Below are 21339 nucleotides of genomic sequence, written 5' to 3' on the forward strand. Positions count from 1 at the left end.
GCGGTCTGGTAGGAATGCTGCTGTGAGCAGCGAGCACGGGCAGGCGGGGGGCGGGGCCGACGGGGCGCCGCCCGAGCAGCTTGCGTTGATTCGGGACGCCGTGCGCAAGGCGCCGCGGGCCAAGCCGAGGACCTGGCGCGGGGCCGCGGTCGCCCAGGATCTGCCCGTCGCGCGAGTGCTCGTCGACAAGGGAGTGCTGCACCTCGACCGTTACTTCGACTACGCGGTGCCCGAGGAGTTGGACGCCGACGCACAGCCCGGAGTGCGGGTACGCGTTCGGTTCGGGGCCGGGCGGCATCGGGTGCGGGAGGGGCGGCGCGAGGGCGGCGGGCTGATCGACGGGTTCCTCGTCGAGCGGCTGGCCGAGTCCGACTACTCGGGCCCCCTCGCCGCGCTCGCCCAAGTCGTCTCGCCCGAGCCCGTGTTGAGCGAGGAGTTGCTCGGCCTCGCGCGCGCCGTCGCCGACCGGTACGCCGGAAGCCTGGCAGATGTGCTGCAACTGGCCGTCCCGCCACGCAACGCCCGGGCCGAGGGGAAGCCCTCACCCGAGCCGCTCCCCGTTCCCGCGGCGCCCGCGCCGGGGCCCTGGGTCAGGTATCCGCGGGGGGCCGCCTTCATCGAGTCGCTCGCGAGCGGTGGGGCACCCCGGGCCGTGTGGAACGCGCTGCCGGGGCCCAGCTGGGCCGAGGAGCTGGCGCGGGCCGTGGCGGCGACGCTGGCCTCGGGGCGCGGCGCGCTCGTCGTCGTGCCTGACGGACGGGCCGTCAGCCGGGTCGACGCGGCGCTCACCTCGGTACTGGGGGAGGGGCGCCATGCCGTGCTCACCGCCGAGGCCGGCCCCGAGAAGCGCTACCGGCAGTGGCTGGCCGTGCGGCGCGGGTCCGTACGGGCCGTGGTGGGCACCAGGGCCGCCATGTTCGCGCCCGTCCGGGATCTGGGCCTCGTGGTGATCTGGGACGACGGGGACGGCAGCCACAGCGAGCCGCACGCACCGCAGCCGCACGCCCGGGAGGTGCTGCTGCTGCGGGCCGCCCATGACAAGTGCGCCTTCCTGCTGGGGAGTTGGAGCTGCACCGTCGAGGCCGCACAGCTCGTCGAGACCGGCTGGGCGGCTCCGATCGTCGCCGAGCGGGTTCAGGTGCGGGCGGCGGCTCCGCTCGTACGCACCGTCGGCGACCAGGACCTCGCACGTGACGAGGCGGCGCGGGCCGCCCGGCTGCCCACCCTCGCCTGGCAGGCCGTCCGGGAAGGGCTGAGGCAGGGGCCCGTACTGGTGCAGGTGCCGCGGCGGGGCTACGTACCGCGGATGGCCTGTGCGCAGTGCCGCGCGCCCGCGCGCTGCCGGCACTGTGCCGGGCCGCTGGAGGGGCAGGACGCCGGGGGCCTGCGGTGCGGGTGGTGCGGCCGGGAGGAAGGCGGCTGGCACTGTCCCGAGTGCGGAGGGTTCCGGCTGCGGGCGCAGGTCGTCGGGGCACGGCGGACCGCCGAGGAGCTGGGTCGCGCGTTTCCCGCCGTCCCCGTGCGCACGTCGGGTCGCGAACAGGTGCTGGACACGGTGCCGGGGTCGCCCGCGCTCGTCGTCAGTACACCGGGCGCGGAGCCCGTGGCCGAGGGCGGCTACGCGGCGGCGCTGCTGCTCGACGGCTGGGCGATGCTGGGGCGTCCCGATCTGCGGGCCGGAGAGGAAGCACTGCGGCGGTGGATCGACGCCGCCGCGCTGGTACGGGGGCAGCCGGACGGCGGGACCGTGGTGGTCGTCGCCGAGCCGACGCTGCGGCCCGTACAGGCGCTGGTGCGGTGGGATCCCGTCGGGCACGCCGTCCGTGAGCTGGCCGAGCGGGCCGAGCTGGGGTTTCCGCCGGTGTCGCGGATGGCGTCCGTGTCCGGGACCGCGGAAGCGCTCGCCGAATTCCTCGCCGCGGTCGAACTGCCCGGCGAGGCCGAGCTGTTGGGGCCGGTGCCGGTGGCTCCGGCGGATCCGGGGCGGCCTCGGCGGGCCGGCGGGCCGCCCATGGGCGAGCAGTGGGAGCGGGCGCTGATCCGGGTGCCGCCGGGGAAGGGGGCCGCGCTGGCCTCCGCCCTGAAGCATGCGCAGGCCGCCCGGATGGCTCGCGGGGGAAGTGCTCGTGGCGGGGGCAGTGGGGGCAACGCGGGCGGCGGGGGCGGAAGTGAAGCGGTTCGGATTCGGATCGATCCGCCCGACATCGGGTGACCGCCCGGTCCCGGTGACCAGCGGAGAGCTGCGGAGAGCCGGGGATTCCGGGTGCCCGAGACCGCGGAGAACGCGGAGACCGCCGGGATACGCGTCTGCCCCCGAGCTTCTCGGGGGCAGACGGGGAACCGCTTCGGTTCGGCCGGGTGAGGGCGTCGGTCGTGGCGCGTCAGCCGTTGCGCGGGCCGGGGAAGGCGCTCGGCCTGACCTCCTCGCGGAGGGTGGGGCTGCCCGCCGTCGGCTGGGTCGGCATCGGCATGGGCATCGGCATGGAGCGGGCGGCCGGGACCGTGGGCATGCCGGTGTTGACGGCAACCGTGCGGGCTCCCGACGGCTCGGTCGCGCGCTCGGCCTCGGCGGCGGCCTGCGCGGCGGCCCGGCGGGCGCCGTAACGGCGGTGCACCGCCTGTTTGGTGACTCCGAGAGCCGAGCCCACCGCGTCCCACGAGAAACCCAGCGAACGGTCGAAGTCCACGGCGGCCGTGACCAGGGTCTCGACGCTGTCCCGCAGCTCCTGGGCGAGCCGGACGGTCGGAGCGGGAGCGCGTCCGTAGACGACGAAGCCCGTGGAGGGGCCGGAGCGGCGCGGGCGGTAGACGTTGCCCAGCTGGGCTGTCAGCGTGCGCAGTGCGTCCACCTGCCGGCGGACCCGCTCGATGTCCCGCACCAGCAAGTGCAGGCTTGCCCGAGCCTGGGCGTCGTGGGTTGCGTGGTCGGCCATGAACAAGCCTCTCGGACCGGCGTTGAAAAGGTCCGGGCCGCGATTGCGGCCCGTTTTGGTCAACTCTTTCTTGACCAACGCGTTTCGGGGTGAGTGGTCACGCATCAGGGGCGCGGGGGCTTGTCCGTACGCCCCCGGTGATCGGGCGAGCGCTCGGCTCGGCAACCGGTCTGACTAGGGTTTTTACCGTCCACAGCGGCTGAGCGGTGGTCCTGGAGGGCGCTTTCGACACGTCGGTGGCCGACCGCTCGGAGGTGCGCCGAACGAGGGCTGGAGCCGGTCCGGCGTCGTTGTGTGTTGCCGCCGGTGGGGAAGTGCGCAACGGAGGTCCGGGGGCGGAGCCCCCGGTCGGTGACGGGAGTCCGGCCGGGCTCCAGGGGCGCGGTGCGACGGCCGAGGGGCCCTCGGGTACGGCTCCCCATAGACTGGTGCGCTGCCCGTTGTGAATTCGCCCGAGAGGCCGACTGCCACCCATGAAGCTCGTCTTCGCCGGTACCCCCGAGGTCGCCGTTCCCGCTCTGGACGCCCTGATCGCCTCCGGGCGGCACGAGGTGGCCGCCGTCGTCACGCGGCCCGACGCGCCCGCCGGACGGGGGCGCAGGCTCGTCGCGAGCCCTGTCGCGCAGCGTGCCGAGGAAGCCGGCATCGAGGTGCTCAAGCCGGTCAAGCCACGGGACGAGGACTTCCTCGCGCGGCTGCGGGAGATCGCCCCGGACTGCTGCCCCGTCGTGGCCTACGGTGCGCTGCTGCCCCGCGTGGCGCTCGACATCCCCGCCCAGGGCTGGGTCAACCTGCACTTCTCGCTGCTGCCCGCCTGGCGCGGGGCGGCGCCCGTGCAGCACGCCGTCATGGCCGGGGACGAGATCACCGGGGCGTCCACCTTCCTCATCGAGGAGGGGCTCGACTCCGGGCCCGTGTACGGGACCGTCACCGAGGAGGTGCGGCCCACCGACACCAGCGGGGATCTGCTGACGCGGCTCGCCTTCGCCGGGTCCGGGCTGCTCGCGGCGACCATGGACGGGATCGAGGACGGCACGCTCAAGGCCGTGCCGCAGCCGGCCGACGGCGTGACCCTGGCTCCGAAGATCACCGTCGAGGACGCGCATGTGGACTGGGCCGCGCCGGCGCTCCGGGTCGACCGGGTCGTACGGGGGTGCACGCCCGCGCCCGGGTCGTGGACCGTGTTCCGGGGGGAGCGGCTGAAGTTGATCCAGGTCGTGCCGGTTCCTGAGCGGACGGATCTGGCGCCGGGGGCGTTGGCCGTCGGGAAGAACAACGTGTACGTCGGTACCGGGTCGTACGCCGTCGAGTTGTTGTGGGTGCAGGCGCAGGGGAAGAAGCCGATGCGGGCCGCCGACTGGGCCCGGGGGGTTCGGATCGCCTCCGGCGAGGTGGTGGGGGGCTGAGGGGGGCGCTCCGCGGGGTGGGGGGGCCTCGTCCGCCGGTCGTGGGGGCTGGGCGCGCAGTTCCCCGCGCCCCTGGGCGGTTGCCGTGCCCTCGGTGTGAGGTGAGGCCCCGCTGTCCTGGAGGTGCGCGGTTCCTCGCGCCCCTGGCGGGGTTGCGGTGAGCCGGGCCTGGAGGTGTGGGGCTTTGCCGGTGTGGAGGTGCGTGGTTCTCCGTGCCCCTGGCGGGGCGCGTAACCTGGGGACATATCTCTTCCCTTGAGCCGGAGCACCTTTTACGTGAACGAGCAGTCTCGTCGTCCCCGTCAGCAGGGCAAGCCCTACCGCCGTCCGAAGAAGGACCCGGTGCGGATGCTCGCCTTCGATGCTTTGCGGGCGGTGGACGAGAGGGACGCGTATGCGAATCTCGTGCTCCCGCCCCTGCTGCGCAAGGCGCGGGAGCAGGGCGACTTCGACGGGCGGGACGCGGCACTGGCGACGGAGCTGGTGTACGGGACGCTGCGCCGTCAGGGGACGTACGACGCCGTCATCGCCGCGTGTGTGGACCGGCCGCTGCGCGAGGTCGACCCGCCCGTCCTGGACGTGCTGAGCCTGGGCGCGCACCAGTTGCTGGGGACGCGGATCCCGACGCACGCCGCCGTGTCCGCGACCGTCGACCTCGCGCGGGTCGTGCTCGGCGACGGGCGGGCCAAGTTCGTCAACGCCGTGCTCCGCAAGATCTCGCGACAGGAGCTGGACGCCTGGATCGAGCAGGTCGCGCCGCCCTACGACGAGGACGCCGAGGACCATCTCGCGGTCGTGCACTCGCATCCGCGGTGGATCGTCTCGGCCCTGTGGGACTCGCTGGGCGGCGGGCGCGCCGGTATCGAGGACCTGCTGGAGGCCGACAACGAACGGCCCGAGGTGACCCTGGTCGCCAGGCCCGGCCGCGCCACCGCCGAGGAGATCCTCGGCGAGGTCGGCGAGGAGACCGCGCTGCCGGGGCGGTGGTCGCCCTACGCCGTGCGGCTGTCCGAGGGCGGGGAGCCGGGCGCCATCGACGCCGTGCGTGAAGGACGGGCCGGTGTTCAGGACGAGGGCAGCCAGCTCGTGGCGATCGCCCTCGCGAACGCGCCCCTCGACGGACCGGACAAGGCGTGGCTCGACGGGTGCGCGGGACCGGGCGGCAAGGCGGCCATGCTCGCCGGGCTCGCCGCCGAGCGCGGGGCCGTGCTGCTCGCCTCCGAGAAGCAGCCGCACCGGGCCAAACTGGTCGCGAAGGCACTCGCCGGGAACCCCGGGCCGTACCAGGTCATCGCCGCCGACGGGACCCGACCGCCGTGGCGTCCGGGGACCTTCGACCGCGTGCTGATGGACGTGCCCTGCACCGGGCTCGGTGCCCTGCGGCGGCGGCCCGAGGCGCGCTGGCGGCGGCGGCCCGCGGACCTGGACGGGTTCGCGCCGTTGCAGCGCGGGCTGCTGCGTACCGCGCTCGACTCGGTGCGGGTGGGCGGTGTCGTCGGGTACGCCACCTGCTCGCCGCACCTCGCCGAGACCCGGGCCGTGGTCAACGACGTACTCAAGGAGAAGGACGCCGAGCTCATCGACGCCCGTCCGCTCTTCACGGACGTACCGGCCCTGGGCGAGGGCCCGGACGTCCAGCTGTGGCCGCATGTGCACGGGACGGACGCCATGTATCTGGCGCTGATCCGCCGCACCGGCTGACCGGCCTCCGACCTCTGGTCCCCGGCCCACCAGTCCGCGGTGGGCCGGTTCGGGCTGTCCCGGCCCGGTTATTCGGACGGGCCGCCGGGGCGCGAAGCCGGTCCCGAAGACTCCGCGTCGGTCGTGGTGGGGGCGGCGGGTGATGAGGGTGTCGGCGGGTCGGCCGTCGGGGCGCTCCCGGTCTCGCTCCGGGGCTCGCGTCCGGCCCCGGTTCCCGTCTCCCGGGCCAGCCGGCTCGGCCACCAGACCTTCGGGCCGACGTCCAGGAACAGGGACGTCACGAGGACCGAGCGCACGATGAACGTGTCCAGCAGTACGCCCAGGGCCACCGTGAACCCGATCTCGGCGAAGGCCACCATCGGGAGCGTGCCCAGGGCGGCGAAGGTGCCCGCGAGGACCAGGCCCGCCGAGGTGATGACCGCGCCGGTGGCGGCGAGGCCCGTGACCACGCCCTTGCGCGTGCCCTGGCGGACGGCCTCCTCGCGGATGCGGGTGGTCAGGAAGATGTTGTAGTCGATGCCCAGGGCCACCAGGAAGACGAACACGAACAGCGGGAAGTCCGTCGACTCGCCCGCGTAGTCGAAGACGTACCGGAACGCGAGCGCGCTGATGCCCAGCGCGGCGGCGAAGGACAGCACCACCGTGCCGATCAGGAGCAGCGGGGCGATCAGGGCGCGGAGCAGCGCGCAGAGGATCAGCAGCACCACGACCAGCACCAGCGGGATGATCAGGAAGTTGTCGTGGGTCGTCGCCCTGTCCATGTCCAGCAGAGCCGCCGTACCGCCGCCCACCTGGGCGTCGGCGTCGGGCACCGCGTGCACGGCGTCCCTTACCCGCTCCACCGTCTGTTTCGCGGCCTCGCTGTCGGCGGGGTCCGTCATGGTGGCCTCGAAGAGGACCTTGCCCTCGAACTCGGGTTTCGTGCCGGGCGGCAGGCCGAGGGATTCCGGTACGACACCGCGGGTGTCCGCGACCGCCTGCCCGACCTCCTCGGCCCGGTCACGGTTGCCGACGATGACGAGCGGATCGCCGCTGCCCGCCGGGAAGTACCGCTCGGACACCTCCTGGCCGACGATCGAGTCGGGTTTGCCGGTGAAGGCGTCGGCGTTGCTGATGCCCTCCGCGCGCAGCTGGACGAGGCCGAGCGAGAGCAGCGCGAGCACGGCCGCCGTGACGCCCCAGACCAGCCGCGGCCGGTGCGAGAAGCGGTTGCCCATGCGCGCCCAGACACCGCGCTCGGTCGGGTCGGCGGAGCCGAAGTGCGGGACCACCGGCCAGAAGATCCAGCGGCCGCAGATCACCAGCAGGGCCGGGAAGAGCGTCAGCATGGCGACCAGCGCCACGGCGACGCCGATGGCGGCCACCGGGCCGAGGCCGCGCGTCGAGTTCATCTCGGCGGCGAGCAGCACCAGCATGCTCAGAACGACGGTGGCGCCGGACGCGACGACGGCCGGACCCGCCCGGTGCAGGGCCAGCGCCATGGCCTCGTGGCGGTCCTCGTGGCGGCGCAGCTCCTCCCGGTAGCGGGCCACCAGGAGCAGGGCGTAGTCCGTCCCCGCGCCGAAGACGAGCACCGTGAGGATCCCCGCGCTCTGCCCGTTGACGGTCAGCCCCGCGTGTTCCGCGAGCAGATAGACCAGCGCCTGCGCGGTGAACAGCGCGGCGACCACACCGAGCAGCGGGACCAGCAGCAGGGTCGGGCTGCGGTAGGTGAGCAGCAGCATCACGATGACGACGGCCATCGCCGAGAACAGCAGCGTGGAGTCGATGCCCTCGAAGGCCTCGGAGAAGTCGGCGGACGTGCCGCCCGGGCCCGTGATGTGCACGGCGAGCCCGTCCCCGCCCTTGCCGACGTCCTCGCGGATCGCGTCGACCGCTGGCGCGATGCGCTCCCAGCCCTTCTCGTCCATCGTGATCGGCACGGAGACCTGGGCCGCCCGCGGGGCCGGCCTCCGGTCGAACACGGGACCACGGGTCTCCGCGCCACGGATCCCGTGCGCGCGCAGTTCCCTGAGCTCCCGTACGTCCCTGGCGATCCGCACCCGGTCCTGTGCGGTGAGGCCGTCGGCCCGGGCGTACACGACGATCGCGGGGAGCTGTTCCGGCCTGAAGTTCTCGGAGGTCTGCAGGACTTGGGTGGACTCGGCGGAACCGGGCAGCCAGGAGGCCGCGTCGTTGTCCTGGGCGTCGGTGAGTTTCTGGGCGAAGGGTGCCGTGAGGACGAGCAGCACCAGCCACAGTCCCACCACGAGCCACTTGGACCGCCGCCCGCAGACGAGCCAGCCGATACCCCGACGCTGCTTCCCCGCTGTTTCCCGCGTTCCCTGTGTGTCCGTCATGGCATTCCCCGTAGCCGCTCATGGAGCCGGTGGGCCGACAAGGATGGCACGGGCGGTCCGGCCGGTGCAGCCCCTCGGCCCGAACGAGTTGGTACATACCGACCGGTCCGCGCCGGGACCGGGGAGGCAACCGGCTCCGGGCATGGCAGGCTGGTGACATGGCCGCGCAGATCAACCCCAGCATCCTCTCCGCCGACTTCGCCCGCCTTGCCGAGGAGGCAAAGGCGGTGGAAGGGGCGGACTGGCTGCATGTCGACGTGATGGACAACCATTTCGTCCCGAACCTCACGCTCGGTGTGCCGGTCGTAGAGTCCCTGGCGCGTGCGACGGACACACCGCTGGACTGTCATCTGATGATCGAGGACGCCGATCGGTGGGCGCCCCAGTACGTAGAGGCGGGTGCCGGTTCCGTCACCTTCCATGTCGAGGCGGCCGCGGCACCCGTGCGGCTCGCCCGCGAGATCCGGGCCAAGGGCGCCCGTGCCTCGATGGCGCTGAGGCCCGCGACCCCCATCGAGCCGTACGAGGACCTGCTGCCCGAGCTCGACATGCTGCTGATCATGACCGTCGAGCCGGGCTTCGGGGGCCAGGCGTTTCTCGACATCATGCTTCCGAAGATTCGCCGTACCCGCGAGTTGATCAGCAAGCACGGACTCGAACTGTGGCTGCAGGTCGACGGCGGGGTCTCCGCCTCCACCATCGAGCGCTGCGCCGAGGCGGGAGCCGACGTCTTCGTCGCCGGCTCGGCCGTCTACGGTGCCGCCGACCCCGCCCAGGCGGTACGTGCATTGCGCACGCAGGCGGAGGGGGCGACGGCCCAGGCAGCATGGGCATGCGGCCACTGAGCCAAGGGAACGTGAACGCCGCCCCTCAGGGCTGATCAAGTACGCCGGATCTGCAAGGATGAACGGCGAATCCAGAGTGTGAACAGCAGTGAGGAGAACGCCGTGTCGGGTATGTCGGCGGGCCGGTCAGCCATGCGGATGGGACCCGCTGAGCTGGTGCAGGCGGCGGCCATGGCCCGCCGCTTCTACCTTGAGGGCAAATCCAAGATCCAGATCGCCGAGGAGTTCGGCGTCAGCCGCTTCAAGGTGGCCCGGGTCCTGGAGACCGCTCTCGAACGGGATCTCGTGAGGATCGAGATCCGTGTCCCCGCGGAGCTGGACGCGGAGCGCTCCGACGCGCTGCGCGCCCGCTACGGACTGCGGCATGCCGTGGTCGTGGAGTCCCCGGCCGAGGCCGAGGAGTCGCCCGACCCGGAGAACCTCGGCGAGGTGGCCGCCGACCTGCTCGGTGAGCTGGTCGCCGAGGGCGATGTGCTCGGTCTCGCCTGGGGCCGCTCCACCATCCACATGGCGGCGGCGCTCGACCGGCTGCCGCCGTGCACGGTGGTGCAGCTGACGGGTGTCTACGACGCCGGGACGGCCGAGCGCGGCTCGGTCGAGGCCGTCCGCCGGGCCGCCCAGGTCTCGGGGGGCGACGCCCACCCCATCTACGCGCCGATGCTCCTGCCGGACGTGGCCACCGCGGCCGCCCTGCGCAGCCAGACGGGCATCGCCCGGGCCTTCGAGTACTTCGACAAGGTCACCGTGGCCTGCGTGTCCATCGGGTCCTGGGAAGCCGGCATCTCCACGGTGCACGACATGCTCACCGAGGAGGAGCGCGCCCACTACGCGTCCCTCGGGGTCGAGGCCGAGATGTCCGCGCACCTCTTCGACGTCGAGGGCCGCCGGGTCGGGCGCGACCTGGGGGAGCGGTGCATCACCGTCGAGGCCGACCGGCTGCGGCGGATCCCGGAGGTCGTCGCGATCGCCGGGGGGCAGCGCAAGGCCGCCGCCATCGACGCGGTGCTGCGGTCCGGCCTCGTCACCAGCCTGGTGACGGACACGGCCGCCGCGGACGCCCTGATGACGATGGGTCCGACACCGCGTCCGGCCCTCGACCGGGAGGACCCCGACGGGCTCTGACGGGCTTCGAGCCCGTCGCGGTACACCGGGGTGCACCGTGGCCCGGCTCGGATTGCCGTGACACCCGGCGATCCACGGGCGGTTCGACGGCGCGCCGTGAGGGGACGGCCGTGGCAGCATCGACGACATGCTGCTCCGGTCCGTCCCTCGTCTGTTTCGCGGACCGTGCCCCGGCCCGTTTCGCCGTCTGTGCGCGGGGCTGGTGGTCTGCCTCGCGGCCCTGCTCCTGGCCGGCTGCTCCTCGACGGACACGGCGGGGGAGACGGACACTGCGGTGGCCTCGGCTCCCGGGTGGGCCGCCGGGACGGACACCGTCCGCGCGGCCGAGCTGCCGGCCGAGGCCCGCCGGACGCTCACCCTCATCGACGCGGGCGGCCCCTTCCCGTACGCCAAGGACGGCGCCGTCTTCGGGAACTTCGAGCGCGAGCTGCCACGGCACGAACGCGGCCACTACCGCGAGTACACCGTGCGGACGCCCGGCGAGCGGGACCGCGGGGCCCGGCGCATTGTCACCGGGCGGGGCGGCGAGGTCTACTACACCGATGATCACTACAACTCGTTCAGGGCGGTGCTGAGATGACGCACGACGTGCCCGCGCCGGGCCGCCACGTGGTCACCCTGGACCTCGACGGGGTCGCGGACAAGGCCGGCCTCATGGAGCGCTGCGTACGCGCCCTGGAGCTGCCGGAGTGGTTCGGCCGCAACTGGGACGCGCTCGCCGACAGCCTCACCGACCCGTCCGTGTGGCCCCCGGCCGCCGCCGAGCGGGGACTGCTGGTCGTCGTCACCGGCTGGCGGGCGTACGCGCGCACGCGGCCCGACGAGTGGGCGACCGCCGAGGACGTCTTCGCCCAGGCGGCCGACCGCACGCCGGCGCTCACCGTGGCGCTGGCGCTTGGAGGATCCCACCAGCAGCCCTCTGACCAGCCTGGATGATCGGCCCAGGGCGTGGATGCCGCCCCGCATGGGACAATGAAGTACGTGCTCTCCCTCGGGCTGTCCTGTCCGGGGGCCGCCTCTGATCGACTGGGATGTGCAGCACGTGCGTTTCCTCAACGACATCCAGCCCGCGTACGACCTGACGTACGACGACGTCTTCATGGTGCCGAGCCGTTCCGCGGTCGGCTCGCGGCAGGGCGTCGACCTGGCTTCGCCGGACGGCACCGGCACCACGATTCCCCTGGTCGTCGCCAACATGACCGCGATCGCGGGACGCCGGATGGCCGAGACCGTGGCCCGCCGCGGCGGGCTCGTCGTCATCCCGCAGGACATCCCGATCGAGGTCGTCACCGAGGTCGTCTCCTGGGTCAAGAGCCGTCATCTGGTCCTCGACACCCCGATCATCCTCGCCCCGCACCAGACCGTCGCCGACGCGCTGTCCCTGCTGCCCAAGCGCGCGCACAACGCCGGTGTCGTGGTGGACGGCGAGGGCCGGCCCGTCGGTGTGGTCACCGACGCCGACCTGAACGGGGTGGACCGCTTCACCCAGCTGTCCGAGGTCATGTCCCGGGACCTGCTGCTGCTCGACGCGGACATCGAGCCGGGCGAGGCGTTCAACAGGCTCGACCACGCCAACCGCCGCTACGCCCCGGCCGTCGACAAGGACGGCAGGCTCGCCGGCATCATCACCCGCAAGGGCGCCCTGCGCGCCACGCTCTACACACCGGCCACCGACGCGGACGGCAAGCTGCGTATCGCGGCCGCCGTCGGTATCAACGGCGATGTCGCGGGCAAGGCCAAGCAGTTGCTCGCCGCGGGCGTCGACACGCTCGTCGTGGACACCGCGCACGGCCATCAGGAGTCGATGCTCTCCGCGGTGCGGGCCGTCCGCGGACTCGACCCCCAGGTGCCGATCGTCGCGGGCAACATCGTCGCCGCCGAGGGCGTACGCGATCTGATCGAGGCCGGCGCGGACATCATCAAGGTCGGTGTCGGACCGGGCGCCATGTGCACCACACGCATGATGACCGGCGTGGGCCGCCCGCAGTTCTCGGCCGTCCTGGAGTGCGCGGCCGAGGCGAAGAAGCACGGCAAGCATGTGTGGGCCGACGGCGGTGTGCGGCACCCTCGCGATGTCGCCATGGCGCTTGCCGCGGGCGCGTCGAACGTGATGGTGGGCTCGTGGTTCGCCGGTACGTACGAGTCCCCGGGCGACCTCCAGCACGACGCCAACGGGCGTCCCTACAAGGAGTCGTTCGGCATGGCGTCCGCGCGCGCGGTGCGCAACCGTACGTCGGAGGAGTCGGCGTACGACCGGGCGCGCAAGGCGCTGTTCGAGGAGGGGATCTCGACGTCCCGGATGTTCCTCGACCCGACCCGGCCGGGGGTCGAGGATCTGATCGACTCGATCATCGCGGGCGTGCGGTCTTCGTGCACGTATGCCGGTGCCAATTCTCTTGCGGAGTTCGCTGAGCGGGCCGTTGTCGGGGTGCAGAGTGCTGCGGGGTATGCGGAGGGGCAGCCGCTGCATGCCAGCTGGAGCTGACGGCTCCGCCGGTGGGGGTGGGTGTGTATGTGCGGGTCCGTTGTGGCTGGTCGCGCAGTTCCCCGCGCCCCTAAAAGCGAAAGACTGCGCCGTTCCCCGCGCCCCTGAAAGACGAAGGGGTGCGCCGTTCCCCGCGCCCCTGAAGGTGAAGGGGTGCGCCGTTCCCCGCGCCCCTGAAAGACGAAGGGGTGCGCCGTTTCCCCGTGCCCCTGGTGGGGCGCGCAACGAATGTCCGTTCGTTGGCGATGTGCGCAATGATCTTGCGGATGCGCGCAAGGTTGCTGCATTACGGGTGGAAAGCCCGGACTCATAGAGTCATGCGCTGAACGAAGTGTGGCGGGGACCCCGTGCACGGTGGTCCCCTCTGCCGGGCTGCCGTGGGGCCGCGCCGCCTCGACCTCGGCAGCGATGAAGGAGCCAGCCGCGTGCACGACCAAGGCGCACCCCCGCAGTCCCGAAGTCACCCCTCGTCCGCCGGGCCCGGCGCGCGCATGATGCGGCGCAAGCCCGTGGAGGCCCTGGTCGCCGAGGGTGGCCAGGGCGAGGGCGGCAGCCTGCGGCGCTCCCTCGGCCTCTGGCAGCTGACGATGATCAGCATCGGCGCCACACTCGGCACCGGCATCTTCGTGGTGCTCGGCGAGGCCGTTCCGAAGGCGGGCCCGGCCGTCACCGTCTCCTTCGTGATCGCCGGACTCACGGCACTCTTCTCGGCCCTCTCGTACGCCGAGCTCGCCGGCACCATCCCGGTCGCCGGATCCTCGTACTCGTACACGTACGCGACCATGGGCGAGCTCGTCGCCTGGATCTGCGGCTGGTGTCTCGTCCTGGAGTACGGCGTCTCCGTCGCGGCCGTGGCCGTCGGCTGGGGCGAGTACCTCAACGAGCTGCTCGACGGCACGATCGGCGTCACCATCCCGGACGCGCTCTCCGCGCCGCCCGGCGACGGCGGGATCTTCAACCTGCCCGCGCTGATCGTCGTGCTGCTCGCCATGGCGTTCCTGCTCGGCGGCGCCCGCGAGTCCGCGCGCGCCAACACCGTCATGGTCGTCGTCAAGATCGCCGCGCTGCTGCTGTTCTGCCTCATCGGTGTGCAGGGCTTCCGCTCCGGCAACTACGAGGACTTCATGCCGCTCGGCATGGCCGGCGTCAGCGCCGCCGGAGCGACCCTCTTCTTCTCCTACATCGGCTTCGACGCCGCCTCCACCGCGGGCGAGGAGGCCAGGAACGCCCAGCGCGACCTGCCCCGCGCGATCATGCTCTCCCTGATCATCGTGACCGCCCTGTACGTGCTCGTCGCGGCCGTCGCCGTCGGCGCCATGCCCTGGCGGGACTTCACCGACTCGGAGGCCGCGCTCGCCGGGATCATGAAGGACGTCACCGGCGACGCCGTGTGGGGCACGCTGCTCGCGGCCGGCGCGGTCATCGCCATCGCGAGTGTCGTCCTGACCGTGCTCTACGGGCAGACCCGCATCCTCTTCGCCATGTCCCGCGACGGTCTCGTGCCCAAGGTCTTCTCGCGCGTCCACCCGAAGAGCGGGACCCCGCGCGTCAACACGGTCATCGTGTCCATGTTCTGCGGCGTTCTCGCCGCCGCGATCCCGCTCGGGCAGCTCGCCGACGCGACCAGCATCGGCACGCTCTTCGCCTTCGCGCTGGTGAACGTCGCCGTCGTGGTGCTGCGGCGTACGCGGCCCGGGATGCCCCGGACCTTCCGGGTGCCGCTGTCACCGCTGATGCCCGCGCTCGGCTTCGGCTTCTGCGTGTGGATGATGGGCAGCCTCGACACCGTGACCTGGGTGGTCTTCGGAGTCTGGATGGCTGTCGGGCTCGTGTTCTACTTCAGTTACGGCTACCGGCGGTCGCGGCTCGCGACCGGTGCGACCAGTGCGGCGACCGGTGCGAACAGCGAAGAGAAGTGATCGACCCGCAGTGCTGAACGATCTCGACGAACGTATCGTGCACGCCCTTGCCGAGGACGCCCGGCGCTCCTACGCCGACATCGGGCAGGAGGTCGGGCTGTCCGCGCCCGCCGTGAAACGGCGGGTCGACCGGCTGCGGTCCAGTGGTGCCATCACCGGGTTCACCGTCCGGGTGGACCCGGCGGCGCTCGGGTGGGAGACCGAGGGGTTCGTCGAGATCTACTGTCGGCGGAACACCTCACCGGAGACGATCCAGCGGGGCCTTGAGCGGTATCAGGAGGTGGTGGCCGCTTCCACCGTCACGGGGGAGGCGGACGCGGTCGTGCAGGTCTTCGCCTCCGACATGCGGCACTTCGAGCGGGTGCTTGAGCGGATCGCGGGGGAGCCGTTCGTCGAGCGGACGAAGTCCGTGTTGGTGCTTTCGCCGTTGTTGCGGAGGTTTTCTTCGGGGGTCCCGACGTGACGCTGCCGCTAGGGGTGGGGTGGGTGGGGCTGTTGCGCCGTTCCCCGCGCCCCTGGACGCCGAAGACTGCGCTGTTTACCGCGCCCCTGAAGGACGAAAGATTGCGCCGTTCCCCGCGCTCCTAAGGGCGAAAAGACTGCGCCGTTCCCCGCGCCCCCAGGGATGGGTGGGGCTAGCATCGGGTGTGTGATCTGGCGACATTGAGTTGAGCGTTGTGCCTCCCGAGGGCCGCCTTGGATGCCGTGGTTCGGCGTCCGGATTCTCCGCGGTTCTTTCGGGAAGGCCCCATGACACTCTCTTCCGCGCAGCGGCTCACGGCCACGCTGTACGGCTACGCGTTCCTCGACGACTTCGTCCTGCTCTATCCGGTGTACGCGCTGCTGTTCGCCGACACCGGGCTCACGGTCTGGCAGATCTCCTCCCTGTTCGCCACCTGGTCGCTGACCGGGGTCCTGCTGGAGATACCGTCCGGCGCCTGGGCCGACGCCGTCTCACGGCGGCTGCTCCTGTGGATCGGTCCGCTGCTCACCGCCGCCGGATTCACGCTCTGGGTGCTCGTCCCCTCGTACTGGGCCTTCGCCCTCGGCTTCGTGCTCTGGGGCGCCAAGGGGGCGCTCGGCTCCGGCGCGCTGGAGGCGCTGGTGTACGAGGAGCTCGACCGGCTCGGCGCGGCCGACCGCTACGGACGCGTCATGGGCCGGGCCCGCGCGGCCGGGCTCGTCGCCGTGATGGCGTCGATGGCCCTGGCCGGACCGGTCTTCGCGTTCGGCGGCTATCCGGCAGCCGGGGTCGCCAGTGTGGCGGCCTGTCTGCTGACGGCCGCCGTCGCGACCCGGTTCCCCGAGCACCGGACGGCGGACTCCGGGGCCAAGTCAGGCGAGGGATGGGTCCGGCCGCTGCGGGCCGGGCTCGCCGAGGCCCGCGGGGACCGGTCCGTACGCGCCGCCCTGCTGCTCGTACCGGCCGTCACCGCGGTGTGGGGCGCGCTCGACGAGTACACGCCGCTGCTCGTCCGGGACACGGGGGTCGCCGAGAACGCCGTGTCGCACTGGCTGTTGCTGATCTGGGCGGGCGCGACGGTCGGCGGACTGCTGGCCGGACCGGCGCAGCGGCTGGGCAGGGGCGGGTTCGCCGGGATCCTGGCGGGCTCCGCGCTGGCCCTCGCCGCGGGCGCGGCGGCGCGGACCCCGGCCGGTATCGCCCTGGTGGCCCTCGCCTTCTGCGGATTCCAACTGGCGAGCGTCCTGGCCGACGCCCGGCTGCAGGAGACCATCGAGGGAACCGGCCGGGCCACCCTGACCTCCGTCGCCGGGGTGGGCACCGACCTGGCCACCGTCGCCGTGTTCGGCGCGTACGCGGCGGTCGGGTCGGTGACCTCGCACAGCGCCGCCTTCGCGCTGTCAGCGGTGCCCTACCTCCTCACGGCGCTGATCGTCGCCGCCGGGAGGAACGCGGCCGGAACCGCGGCTAGAACTCCGGAAGCCACGGCACGACGGTGAAGTCGCCCGTGCCCTTCTTCACCTTCTCGAAGGGCGCGGAGCTGACGCACTTGGGCAGCCCCACGGTCTCGACGGGGTTGCCCACGGAGGCCCAGCTGTAGCCGAGCCGGTCGTGCCGTCCGGTGTCGTGGACGGTGACGCCGACCCGCTTGCCCTTCGCACCGGGCAGATCGGAGTCGGTGATCACACCCGAGACGACCGCCACCCTGCCGCCGGTGAGCAGGCAGTCCACCTCGGCCTCCGCCCAGGCACCGTGGCCGTCGGCGTAGTGGCTCCACTCGAAGGTGCCCGTCGCCTTGAGCGGATCGTCGTTGTCCTTCGCCGCCAGATGCGCGTCGAAGGAGAACGTGATGTCGTCACCGGCGGAGCGGTACAGCTTCGCGCTGCCGGTGAGCGCGGCGGCCTCGCGCGCCGCCCCGGAGCCGGGCTCCCGCTGCGTGCGGGAGTCCGGCTCGCGCCCCGTGTCGGACGCGGCGGCGGATCCGGCGAGTCCGGCGGTGAGAAGCAGGGCCGCGCCCAGCACGGCGGACCTCGTACTACGGCTCCCGAGGGTCCGTGCGCGGCGGTTCGGGACGGTGTCCGTACGGTGGTTCGGCGGAGTCGTTCGGCGGTTCATGGTTCCCCCTTCGGCTGGTGGTGCTCAGCTGGTCGTGCGGGCAGCTCCCACTGTCCCGACACCGACCGCGTGCCACATCAAGCCGTGGGCGGCACTCGGCGTCAGCCACCCGGCTGACGGGCCGCCGCGACCTCAACCCACGGGATGAGGGCCCCCGGGCCCGGCGCACGCAACGAATCGCCGCCGGAGTGCCGACGGACGCAACGATTCCTCCACCGGCGCGCAACGGCTCCTCCTTGTCCCCCCGAACCCGTCGCCCGTACCGTCTATCTGGCTGTCCGTCCCGCCGCCTGTGCGGCTCCGGACCCCTTTCGTCAGACCCCTTTCGTCCCGGTGAGGAACACGCATGCGCACCGCCCTGCTCCAGAGCTCCGGCCGCCCCGGATCCGTCGTCGAGAACCTGCGGGTCCTGGACGAGGCCGCGGGCCGTGCCGCCGCCGCGGGCGCCGGGCTGCTGATCACCCCCGAGCTGTTCCTCACCGGCTACGCGATCGGCGCCGATGTGCGCCGGCTCGCCGAGCCCGCCGACGGGGACTCCGCGGACGAGATCGCCGACATCGCCGGCCGGCACGGTGTGGCCGTCGCCTACGGCTACCCGGAGCGCGCGTCGGACCTGGTCTTCAACTCGGTCCAGCTGATCTCCGCCGACGGCACGCGCCTCGCGAACTACCGCAAGACCCACCTCTTCGGCTGCTTCGAACAGGAGTGGTTCACCCCCGGCGACGAGCCGGTCGTCCAGACCGAGCTGCACGGCCTCCGTGTCGGCCTCATGATCTGCTACGACGTGGAGTTCCCGGAGAACGTCCGCGCGCACGCCGTGGCCGACACCGATCTGCTCGTGGTGCCGACGGCGCAGATGCACCCGTTCCAGTTCGTCGCCGAGTCCGTCGTCCCCGTGCGGGCCTTCGAGAACCAGCTGTACGTCGCCTACGTCAACCGGGTCGGCACGGAAGGGGAGTTCGAGTTCGTCGGGCTCTCCACCCTGGCCGGCCCCGACGGCGGCGCCCGGGCCCGCGCGGGCCGCGCCGAGGAACTCGTCCTCGGCGACGTGGACCCCGCGTTCCTCGCCGCCTCCCGCGAGGCCAACCCGTATCTGAAGGACCGCCGCCCCGGCCTCTACGGGTCCCTTGTCTGACACCCCCGCTCCACGAGCCCCACCAGCCCCACCCCGAGCTTTTCGCGCAAGGAGTCCGTACCCCATGACGTCCACGGTGCCCCCCGCCGTCCCGCACACCGACGCGCAGCCGCCGATCACCATGTTCGGGCCGGACTTCCCGTACGCCTACGACGACTTCCTCGCGCACCCCGCGGGTCTGGGCCAGCTGCCGGCGACCGAGCTCGGCACCGAGGTGGCGGTCGTCGGCGGTGGCCTGTCCGGCGTCGTGGCCGCGTACGAGCTGATGAAGATGGGCCTCAAGCCCGTCGTGTACGAGGCCGATCAGATCGGCGGGCGGCTCCGGACGGTCGGTTTCGAGGGCTGCGATCCCTCGCTGACCGCAGAGATGGGCGCGATGCGCTTCCCGCCGTCCTCCACGGCGCTCCAGCACTACATCGACCTGGTGGGGCTGCGGACCGAGCCGTTCCCCAACCCGCTCTCCGAGACCACGCCCTCGACCGTCGTCGACCTCAAGGGCGAGTCGCACTACGCCGAGACGGTCGCCGACCTGCCGCAGGTCTACCGGGACGTGGCGGCCGCCTGGAACACCTGCCTGGAGGAGGGCGCCGACTTCTCCGACATGAACCAGGCGATGCGCGAGCGTGACGTGCCCCGTATCCGCGAGATCTGGGGCAAGCTCGTCGAGAAGCTCGACAACCAGACCTTCTACGGGTTCCTCTGCGACTCCGAGGCGTTCAAGTCCTTCCGGCACCGCGAGATCTTCGGCCAGGTCGGCTTCGGCACGGGCGGCTGGGACACCGACTTCCCGAACTCCATCCTGGAGATCCTGCGCGTCGTCTACAGCGAGGCCGACGACCACCACCGCGGCATCGTCGGCGGCAGTCAGCAGCTCCCGCTGCGCCTGTGGGAGCGCGAGCCGGAGAAGATCGTGCACTGGGCGCGGGGGACCTCGCTGGCCACGCTGCACGGCGGGGAGCCCCGGCCGGCCGTGACCCGTCTGAACCGCACCGCGGGCAACCGGATCACCGTCACGGACGCCTCGGGCGACATCCGTACGTACCGGGCGGCGATCTTCACCGCCCAGTCCTGGATGCTGCTCTCCAAGGTGGCCTGTGACGACGCGCTGTTCCCGATCGACCACTGGACCGCGATCGAGCGCACCCACTACATGGAGAGCTCCAAGCTCTTCGTGCCGGTGGACCGGCCGTTCTGGCTCGACAAGGACGAGGAGACCGGGCGGGACGTCATGTCGATGACGCTCACCGACCGGATGACGCGCGGCACGTACCTCCTCGACGACGGCCCCGGCAGGCCGGCCGTCATCTGCCTCTCCTACACGTGGTGCGACGACAGTCTGAAGTGGCTGCCGTTGTCCGCGAACGAGCGGATGGAGGTCATGCTGAAGTCGCTCGGGGAGATCTATCCGAAGGTCGACATTCGCAAGCACGTCATCGGTAATCCGGTCACCGTGTCCTGGGAGAACGAGCCGTACTTCATGGGGGCGTTCAAGGCGAACCTGCCTGGCCATTACCGGTATCAGCGACGGCTGTTCACGCACTTCATGCAGGATCGGCTGCCCGAGGACAAGCGGGGCATCTTCCTCGCGGGGGACGACATCTCCTGGACGGCCGGGTGGGCCGAGGGGGCCGTGCAGACCGCGCTCAACGCGGTGTGGGGCGTGATGCACCACTTCGGTGGCGGGACCGATCCGTCCAACCCGGGTCCCGGGGACGTCTACGACGAGATAGCCCCGCTGGAACTCCCGGAGGACTGAGGGCGCCCTTCCGCGGGGCGGGGGCGGGTTGCTGTCGGTCCAGTCCCCGCTGCGGCCGGTGGGGGCCGATCGCGCAGTTCCCCGCGCCCCTGAAAGCAGGGGCACAGCCCGCCCATCAGCCGCCCAGGGCCCCCACCGAGCCCCGTCAGGGGCGCGGGGAACGGCGCGGTCAACCCCCACTGGGCCGCAGGCAAATCAGGGCCGGCCCCCATCAGGGGCGCGGGGAACTGCGCGACAAGCCCTCACCGGGCCGCAGGCACATCACTGCCGGGCCCTGTCGGGGGCGCGGGGAACGGCGCGGTCAACCCCCACCGCCCCGCAGGTCGGCTCACCGGCCGGGCGGCGCCGTCGACGGCGAGACGCCCAGCGGAGTGAGGAGACAGCGGCCGACCAACCCCACCCCCGCGTCGAGCCGCTCGGTGAACTCCTCGGCCAGTGCGGGGAGTTCGCGAAACGCCCACAGCCCCCGCGCAGCGGACCACGCCGCATCCCGGGCCCGCTCCAGACTCCACGCCCCCAGCAGATGGGTCAGCGGATCGGCGATCTGGAGCAGGTCCGGCCCCGGCATCAGGTCCTCCCGGATCCGCTCCTCCAGCGTGACGAGCACATCGCCCACCCGGTCGAACTCGTCCTCAAGCTCGGCCGGTTCGCAGCCGAGCGTACGACAGGCGTCCACCACCGCGAGCGCGAGGTCGTGCCCGATGTGCGCATTGATACCGGCGAGGGCGAACTGCAGCGGACGTACCCCCGGATGCCCCCGCAGCTGGAACAGCGGCCGCCAGCAGGCGGGCGGCCGGCGTTCCTGCGCGACCGCCTCGACGGCCCCGAGGTAGCGCTCCGCGAACCGCACGTCCAGCGTGCTCGCGGCCCGTGCGTCGGCGAAGTGCCCCGCTTCCAGGCGCCTGCCGACCTCCTCGGTGACGGCGAGGTAGACGCGGTTGAAGACCGCGACACCGTCACGCTCCGGCCAGAGCGCGTCGAGCGCGCGCATACGGCGTACCACCGCGTCGAGGCCGTGGACGTGGACCGTGTCTTTCGCGAAGCGTTCCAACCGCACCATGGGGGCAGCGTCCCAGGCCTAGGCTGTGCCGAGGGCCGCCGGGCCGGACGCTTCCCCAGA

General features: G+C 72.3%; 17 protein-coding genes. 13 read left to right on the plus strand and 4 right to left on the minus strand.

Translation table 11 applies throughout. The annotated features are described in order from the left end of the window. Positions 1–22: 22 nt before the first annotated feature. Positions 23–2212, plus strand: a complete 2190-nt coding sequence (locus tag OHS59_RS36330; protein WP_328497571.1) for a primosomal protein N' — start codon at positions 23–25, stop codon at positions 2210–2212. A gap of 169 nt (positions 2213–2381) precedes the next feature. Here the strand turns inward: OHS59_RS36330 and OHS59_RS36335 are convergent, their stop codons facing one another. Next, complete coding sequence (locus OHS59_RS36335) at positions 2382–2933, minus strand: hypothetical protein (protein ID WP_328497572.1); 552 nt, start codon at positions 2931–2933, stop codon at positions 2382–2384. A gap of 473 nt (positions 2934–3406) precedes the next feature. On the opposite strand from OHS59_RS36335, the gene fmt reads away from it, so the two are divergent. Both fmt and OHS59_RS36345 read left to right on the plus strand, forming a co-directional pair. Continuing rightward, positions 3407–4339, plus strand: a complete 933-nt coding sequence (fmt, locus tag OHS59_RS36340) for a methionyl-tRNA formyltransferase (RefSeq protein ID WP_328497573.1) — start codon at positions 3407–3409, stop codon at positions 4337–4339. A 276-nt stretch (positions 4340–4615) separates the two neighbouring features. Beyond that, the gene (locus OHS59_RS36345) at positions 4616–6040 is read left to right on the plus strand and encodes an RsmB/NOP family class I SAM-dependent RNA methyltransferase (RefSeq protein WP_328497574.1); all 1425 of its coding nucleotides are present in this window, start codon (positions 4616–4618) and stop codon (positions 6038–6040) included. 68 nt (positions 6041–6108) lie between these two features. Here OHS59_RS36345 and OHS59_RS36350 read toward each other — a convergent pair whose 3' ends face one another. Further along, entirely contained in the window at positions 6109–8379 is a 2271-nt protein-coding gene (locus OHS59_RS36350) for an MMPL family transporter (protein WP_328497575.1), read from the minus strand. 158 nt (positions 8380–8537) lie between these two features. Between OHS59_RS36350 and rpe the strand changes: the two genes are divergently transcribed. The 8 genes from rpe (at position 8538) to OHS59_RS36390 (ending at position 16712) form a co-directional block, all read left to right on the plus strand. Continuing rightward, entirely contained in the window at positions 8538–9224 is a 687-nt protein-coding gene (gene rpe / locus OHS59_RS36355; protein WP_328497576.1) for a ribulose-phosphate 3-epimerase, read from the plus strand. Positions 9225–9302: 78 nt separating this feature from the next. Further along, the gene (locus tag OHS59_RS36360; RefSeq protein WP_328497577.1) at positions 9303–10346 is read left to right on the plus strand and encodes a sugar-binding transcriptional regulator; all 1044 of its coding nucleotides are present in this window, start codon (positions 9303–9305) and stop codon (positions 10344–10346) included. A gap of 127 nt (positions 10347–10473) precedes the next feature. Beyond that, positions 10474–10926, plus strand: coding sequence for a ribonuclease domain-containing protein (locus tag OHS59_RS36365; protein WP_328497578.1), 453 nt, complete (start codon positions 10474–10476; stop codon positions 10924–10926). After that, positions 10923–11282 (plus strand): barstar family protein, encoded by a 360-nt coding sequence (locus tag OHS59_RS36370; RefSeq protein WP_328497579.1) that lies wholly within the window; start codon positions 10923–10925, stop codon positions 11280–11282. Before OHS59_RS36365 ends, OHS59_RS36370 begins: the two co-directional genes overlap by 4 nt. A gap of 106 nt (positions 11283–11388) precedes the next feature. Continuing rightward, positions 11389–12831 carry a GuaB1 family IMP dehydrogenase-related protein gene (locus OHS59_RS36375; protein ID WP_328499494.1) on the plus strand — a complete coding sequence of 481 codons (1443 nt, stop codon included), beginning with the start codon at positions 11389–11391 and terminating at the stop codon, positions 12829–12831. A gap of 425 nt (positions 12832–13256) precedes the next feature. Continuing rightward, positions 13257–14750: an amino acid permease gene (locus OHS59_RS36380; RefSeq protein ID WP_328497580.1), complete on the plus strand. Its 1494-nt coding sequence runs from the start codon at positions 13257–13259 to the stop codon at positions 14748–14750. Positions 14751–14760: 10 nt separating this feature from the next. After that, a complete protein-coding gene (locus OHS59_RS36385; RefSeq protein ID WP_328497581.1) occupies positions 14761–15213 on the plus strand; it encodes an Lrp/AsnC family transcriptional regulator in 453 nt (150 codons plus the stop codon). Between the two features lie 287 nt (positions 15214–15500). Further along, positions 15501–16712, plus strand: coding sequence for an MFS transporter (locus tag OHS59_RS36390; protein ID WP_328497582.1), 1212 nt, complete (start codon positions 15501–15503; stop codon positions 16710–16712). Here the strand turns inward: OHS59_RS36390 and OHS59_RS36395 are convergent. Next, positions 16681–17328, minus strand: coding sequence for a Repetin (locus OHS59_RS36395; RefSeq protein WP_328497583.1), 648 nt, complete (start codon positions 17326–17328; stop codon positions 16681–16683). The genes OHS59_RS36390 and OHS59_RS36395 overlap by 32 nt on opposite strands. A 346-nt stretch (positions 17329–17674) precedes the next feature. On the opposite strand from OHS59_RS36395, the gene OHS59_RS36400 reads away from it, so the two are divergent. Continuing rightward, entirely contained in the window at positions 17675–18463 is a 789-nt protein-coding gene (locus OHS59_RS36400) for a carbon-nitrogen hydrolase family protein (RefSeq protein ID WP_328497584.1), read from the plus strand. Between the two features lie 64 nt (positions 18464–18527). Then, positions 18528–20219, plus strand: a complete 1692-nt coding sequence (locus OHS59_RS36405) for a flavin monoamine oxidase family protein (protein WP_328497585.1) — start codon at positions 18528–18530, stop codon at positions 20217–20219. A gap of 328 nt (positions 20220–20547) precedes the next feature. Here the strand turns inward: OHS59_RS36405 and OHS59_RS36410 are convergent, their stop codons facing one another. Continuing rightward, entirely contained in the window at positions 20548–21279 is a 732-nt protein-coding gene (locus OHS59_RS36410; RefSeq protein WP_328497586.1) for a DUF5995 family protein, read from the minus strand. Positions 21280–21339: the final 60 nt, after the last annotated feature.

It is taken from the genome of Streptomyces sp. NBC_00414, from assembly GCF_036038375.1.
In the GTDB taxonomy this organism is placed as follows: Bacteria; Actinomycetota; Actinomycetes; order Streptomycetales; family Streptomycetaceae; genus Streptomyces.